Below are 4,246 nucleotides of genomic sequence, written 5' to 3'. Positions count from 1 at the left end.
CTCGTAGGCGGGGGAGGGGATGCTCATCCCGGCCAGTCTAGGGCGGCGGGGCGGAGAGGTTGAGCGCCGGGCGACCACGGGGGGAGCCGCCCGGCGACGGGGTGAATCGTACACGCGGCAGGCCGGTCGGCGCACACCCCGCGATGCGCAATTCGGCTGCTGGTGACGGCGCGGCCAAAATCGGCTTCTCCCCACCTCGACACTCAGCAAGGCGTGCGAGTCTTGATACCGCACGAGCCGCGACGACCGACAAACGCTGTGGAGGACCGGTGGCCCAGCCGACCATGCCCGACGCCCCGACGCCGAACGGAGCGGCACCCGCGCCGGTGACCACACCCGCGCAGGACGCCACCCTGCTGGAGAAGGCGCTGTTCGAGATCAAACGTGTGATCGTCGGGCAGGACCGCATGGTGGAGCGGATGTTCGTCGCGCTGCTCGCCCGCGGTCACTGCCTGCTCGAAGGCGTGCCCGGGGTGGCCAAGACCCTGGCGGTGGAGACCCTCGCCAAGGTCGTCGGCGGGTCCTTCGCCCGGGTGCAGTTCACCCCGGATCTGGTGCCCGCCGACATCATGGGCACCCGGATCTACCGGCAGTCGAGCGAGAAGTTCGACGTGGAGCTGGGCCCGGTCTTCGTCAACTTCCTGCTCGCCGACGAGATCAACCGGGCGCCGGCCAAGGTGCAGTCCGCGCTGCTGGAGGTGATGAGCGAGCGGCAGGTGTCCATCGGCGGCGAGAGCCACCGGGTGCCCGACCCGTTCCTGGTGATGGCCACCCAGAACCCGATCGAGCAGGAGGGCGTCTACCCGCTGCCGGAGGCGCAACGGGACCGGTTCCTCATGAAGATCGTGGTGGGTTACCCGACCGACTCGGAGGAACGGGAGATCGTCTACCGGATGGGCGTTGCCGCGCCCGAGCCGACAGCGGTGTTCGACACCCCGGACCTGATCGCCCTGCAACGCAAGGCGGACCAGGTCTTCGTCCACAACGCCCTGGTCGACTACGCGGTCCGGTTGGTGCTGGCCACCCGCGCCCCGGCCGAGCACGGCATGCCCGACGTCGCGCAACTGATCCAGTACGGGGCCAGCCCGCGCGCCTCGCTGGGTCTGGTCCGGGCGACCCGCGCCCTGGCGCTGCTGCGCGGGCGTGACTACGCGCTGCCACAGGACGTGCAGGACATCGCGCCGGACATCCTGCGGCACCGGTTGGTGCTCAGCTACGACGCGCTCGCCGACGACGTGCCCGCCGACCACATCGTGCAGCTGGTGATGTCGACGATTCCGCTTCCCGCTGTCGCTCCCCGGCAGCAGGCCACCCCGCCGTCGATCGCGCCGCCGCCGGGCGCCGGCTGGCCCGGGCAGCGGCCGTGACCTCACCCACCCCTCGTCCGGCCCCCCTCGCCGACCGCAGCGAGGCCGTGCTGTCCCGCCTTCAGCTGCTCGTCACCCGCAAGCTCGACGGTCTGCTCCAGGGCGACTACGCCGGCCTGCTGCCCGGACCGGGCAGTGAGGCGGGCGAGTCTCGGGAGTACCGCCCCGGCGACGACGTGCGTCGGATGGACTGGCCGGTCACGGCACGGACGACCACACCACACGTGCGGCGTACGGTCGCCGACCGGGAACTGGAGACCTGGCTCGCGCTGGACCTCTCCGCCAGCCTGGACTTCGGCACCGGGCAGTGGCTCAAGCGGGAGGTCGTGGTGGCCGCCGCGGCTGCCATCACCCACCTGACCGTGCGTGGGGGTAACCGGATCGGCGCCGTGATCGGCACCGGCGGCGGGGTGTCCGCGCCGGCCCGACGCTGGCGAGGTGGACCACCGCCGGCCGGGCCCGGGGTGCTCACCCGCCTGCCGGCCCGCTCGGGGCGCAAGGAGGCGCAGGGTCTGCTGCGGGCCGTCGCCGGCACCGCCATCCGGCCCGGCCGTGGTGATCTGGGTGCCCTGATCGAGATGCTCAACCGTCCGCCCCGCCGTCGCGGGGTGGCCGTGGTGGTCTCGGACTTCCTCGCGCCGGCCGAGCAGTGGGCGCGGCCGATGCGCAAGCTGCGCGTCCGGCACGACGTGCTGGCGATCGAGGTGGTCGACCCGCGTGAGCTGGAGCTGCCCGACGTGGGCGTGTTGCCGGTGGTCGACCCGGAGAGCGGTGAGCTGCACGAGGTGCAGACCGCCGACCCGCGGCTGCGGCAGCGCTACGCCGACGCCGCCACCGCCCAACGGGCCACGATCGCCGCCGCCCTGCGCGGCGCCGGCGCGGCCCACCTGCGTCTGCGTACCGACCGAGACTGGCTGCTGGACATGGTGCGATTCGTGGCCGCGCAGCGGCACGCGCGTACCCGGGGGACGACACGATGATCCGTTTTCTGCAACCGTGGTGGCTGCTGGCTGTGCTGCCGGTGTTCGCCCTCGCCGCGTTCTACGTCTGGCGGCAGTTGCACCGCCGGGCGTACGCGATGCGGTTCACCAATGTGGACCTGCTGCGTACGGTGGCGCCGAAGGGCCTGGGCTGGCGTCGGCACGTCCCGGCGACCGCGTTCCTGCTCTGCCTGCTGGTGCTGGCCACCGCGTTGGCCCGGCCCGCGGTCGACACCAAGGAGCCGTTGGAGCGGGCCACCGTGATGCTCGCCATCGACGTGTCGTTGTCGATGCAGGCCGACGACGTGTCGCCGAACCGGCTGGAGGCGGCTCAGGAGGCGGCCAAGCAGTTCGTCAGTGAGCTGCCGGAGAGCTACAACCTGGGCCTGGTGTCGTTCGCCAAGGCGGCCAACGTGCTGGTGCCGCCGGGCAAGGACCGGGACGCGGTGACCAGCGCCATCGACGGGCTGGCGCTGGCCGAGGCGACCGCGACCGGCGAGGCGGTGTTCACCTGTCTGGAGGCGATCCGGTCGGTGCCGGCCGACGGCGCGGCGGGCATTCCGCCGGCGCGGATCGTGCTGCTCTCCGACGGTTTCCGGACCTCCGGCCGGGCGGTGGAGGAGGCGGCGGCGGCCGCGCAGGCCGCCAACGTTCCGGTCTCCACCATCGCCTTCGGCACCGACATCGGCCAGGTCGACATCGGCGGGCAGTTGCAGCGGGTGCCGGTGGACCGGATGGCCCTCGCCGAGCTCGCCGAGACCACCGAGGGTTACTTCTACGAGGCGGCCTCGGTGAGTGAGCTGAAGCAGGTCTACCAGGACATGGGCAGCTCGATCGGGTTCCGCACCGAGCCGCGTGAGGTGACCCAGTGGTACGCCGGGGTGGCGTTGCTACTGGCGCTCTGCGCGGGCGCGTTCAGTCTGCTCTGGTCGTCGCGGATGCTCTGAGTGGTGGACCGGCGGCGGTCACCCACCGCCGCCGGTCGGCACCAACTCAGTGGCCGCCGCCGGCGAGCACGAAGACGATGGCCACCCAGACGGCGGCGAGGGTGAAGCCCAGCGGGGCGACGTAACGGCTCATGAACGGCTCCGGGTGGCGGCTGGACGGTCCGCGTGCGGGGGCGGACCGCAGGGGGTAGGGACGCGCACACGAAGTCGTGACCGGGCGGCTCCCGGCGACCGCCCGGGATGGGGCGGCGCGGCACACTCACCTCGGCAGGTGCCGAAGCGGCGGGGAGCGGAGCGGGGTCAGCTCACCAGACTGAGTCGTGGCTCAGCGGGACTGACCATCGGCCCGGCCACGACTGGGAGGATCGCTATCTCGCACAGCGATCACCTCCTGCAAGTCGGGCGGGCCGGAACGTCGATGATCGTACACCCGCGCTGTCGACGGAACGCACTCGGCCGACCGGACGGCAACCCCTCCACCGCCCGGTCGGCGACGCCGCTCAGCACCAGCCCGTACGCCTCGACGCCTCAGGGAACTCGGCTGACCCACCCGCACGACAGTGACCAGCACCACGGCGAGCAGCGGCAGCCAGCAGCAGCGCGCCAGCACCCAGCCCGGGTCGTCCGGGACGGTGTGCAGACCGGGCAGCGTGAGCCCGGTGCGGGCGGTGAGCGCGGTCACCGCCACCAGGACCGGCTGGTGCCACAGGTAGATGCGCACCGCGAACCGGTTGACCTCGGTCACCGCCCGGCCCGGCAGCGGCCGGGTCAGCAGCCGCTGTAGCGCCGGCCGGGCCAGCAAACCCAGCCCGACCTGGGTGACCGCCAGCGCCACGACCAGCAGCGACGGCGGGTTCAGGTTGGACACCCCGGCCCCGGGCACACCCACCGCGCTCACCGGATAGCCCAGCGCCAGCAGCGCCGCCAGCGCGACCGCCCCACCGGCCACCAA

3 protein-coding genes and 1 pseudogene are annotated in these 4,246 nt (G+C 72.6%); 3 read left to right on the top strand and 1 reads right to left on the bottom strand.

The genetic code is table 11. The features are described 5' to 3' along the window. Nucleotides 1-269: 269 nt before the first annotated feature. From DLJ59_RS08705 to DLJ59_RS08695, 3 genes are read left to right on the top strand one after another with little or no spacing between them, the layout of a single operon-like run. On the top strand, nucleotides 270-1,367 hold the full coding sequence (locus DLJ59_RS08705) for an AAA family ATPase (protein ID WP_124771995.1): 1,098 nt from the start codon (nucleotides 270-272) through the stop codon (nucleotides 1,365-1,367). Then, entirely contained in the window at nucleotides 1,346-2,347 is a 1,002-nt protein-coding gene (locus tag DLJ59_RS08700; protein WP_124771994.1) for a DUF58 domain-containing protein, read from the top strand. Before DLJ59_RS08705 ends, DLJ59_RS08700 begins: the two co-directional genes overlap by 22 nt. Further along, nucleotides 2,344-3,294: a VWA domain-containing protein gene (locus DLJ59_RS08695; protein ID WP_124771993.1), complete on the top strand. Its 951-nt coding sequence runs from the start codon at nucleotides 2,344-2,346 to the stop codon at nucleotides 3,292-3,294. Before DLJ59_RS08700 ends, DLJ59_RS08695 begins: the two co-directional genes overlap by 4 nt. 325 nt (nucleotides 3,295-3,619) lie before the next feature. Here the strand turns inward: DLJ59_RS08695 and DLJ59_RS36290 are convergent. Then, nucleotides 3,620-4,246, bottom strand: a pseudogene (locus DLJ59_RS36290) (hypothetical protein); the annotation flags it as partial.

Origin of the sequence: Micromonospora inaquosa (assembly GCF_003857055.1) — a bacterium.
In the GTDB taxonomy this organism is placed as follows: Bacteria; Actinomycetota; Actinomycetes; order Mycobacteriales; family Micromonosporaceae; genus Micromonospora; species Micromonospora inaquosa.
Note: the sequence above shows the minus strand (reverse complement) of the source record. Positions and strands in the feature narration are given on the sequence as shown.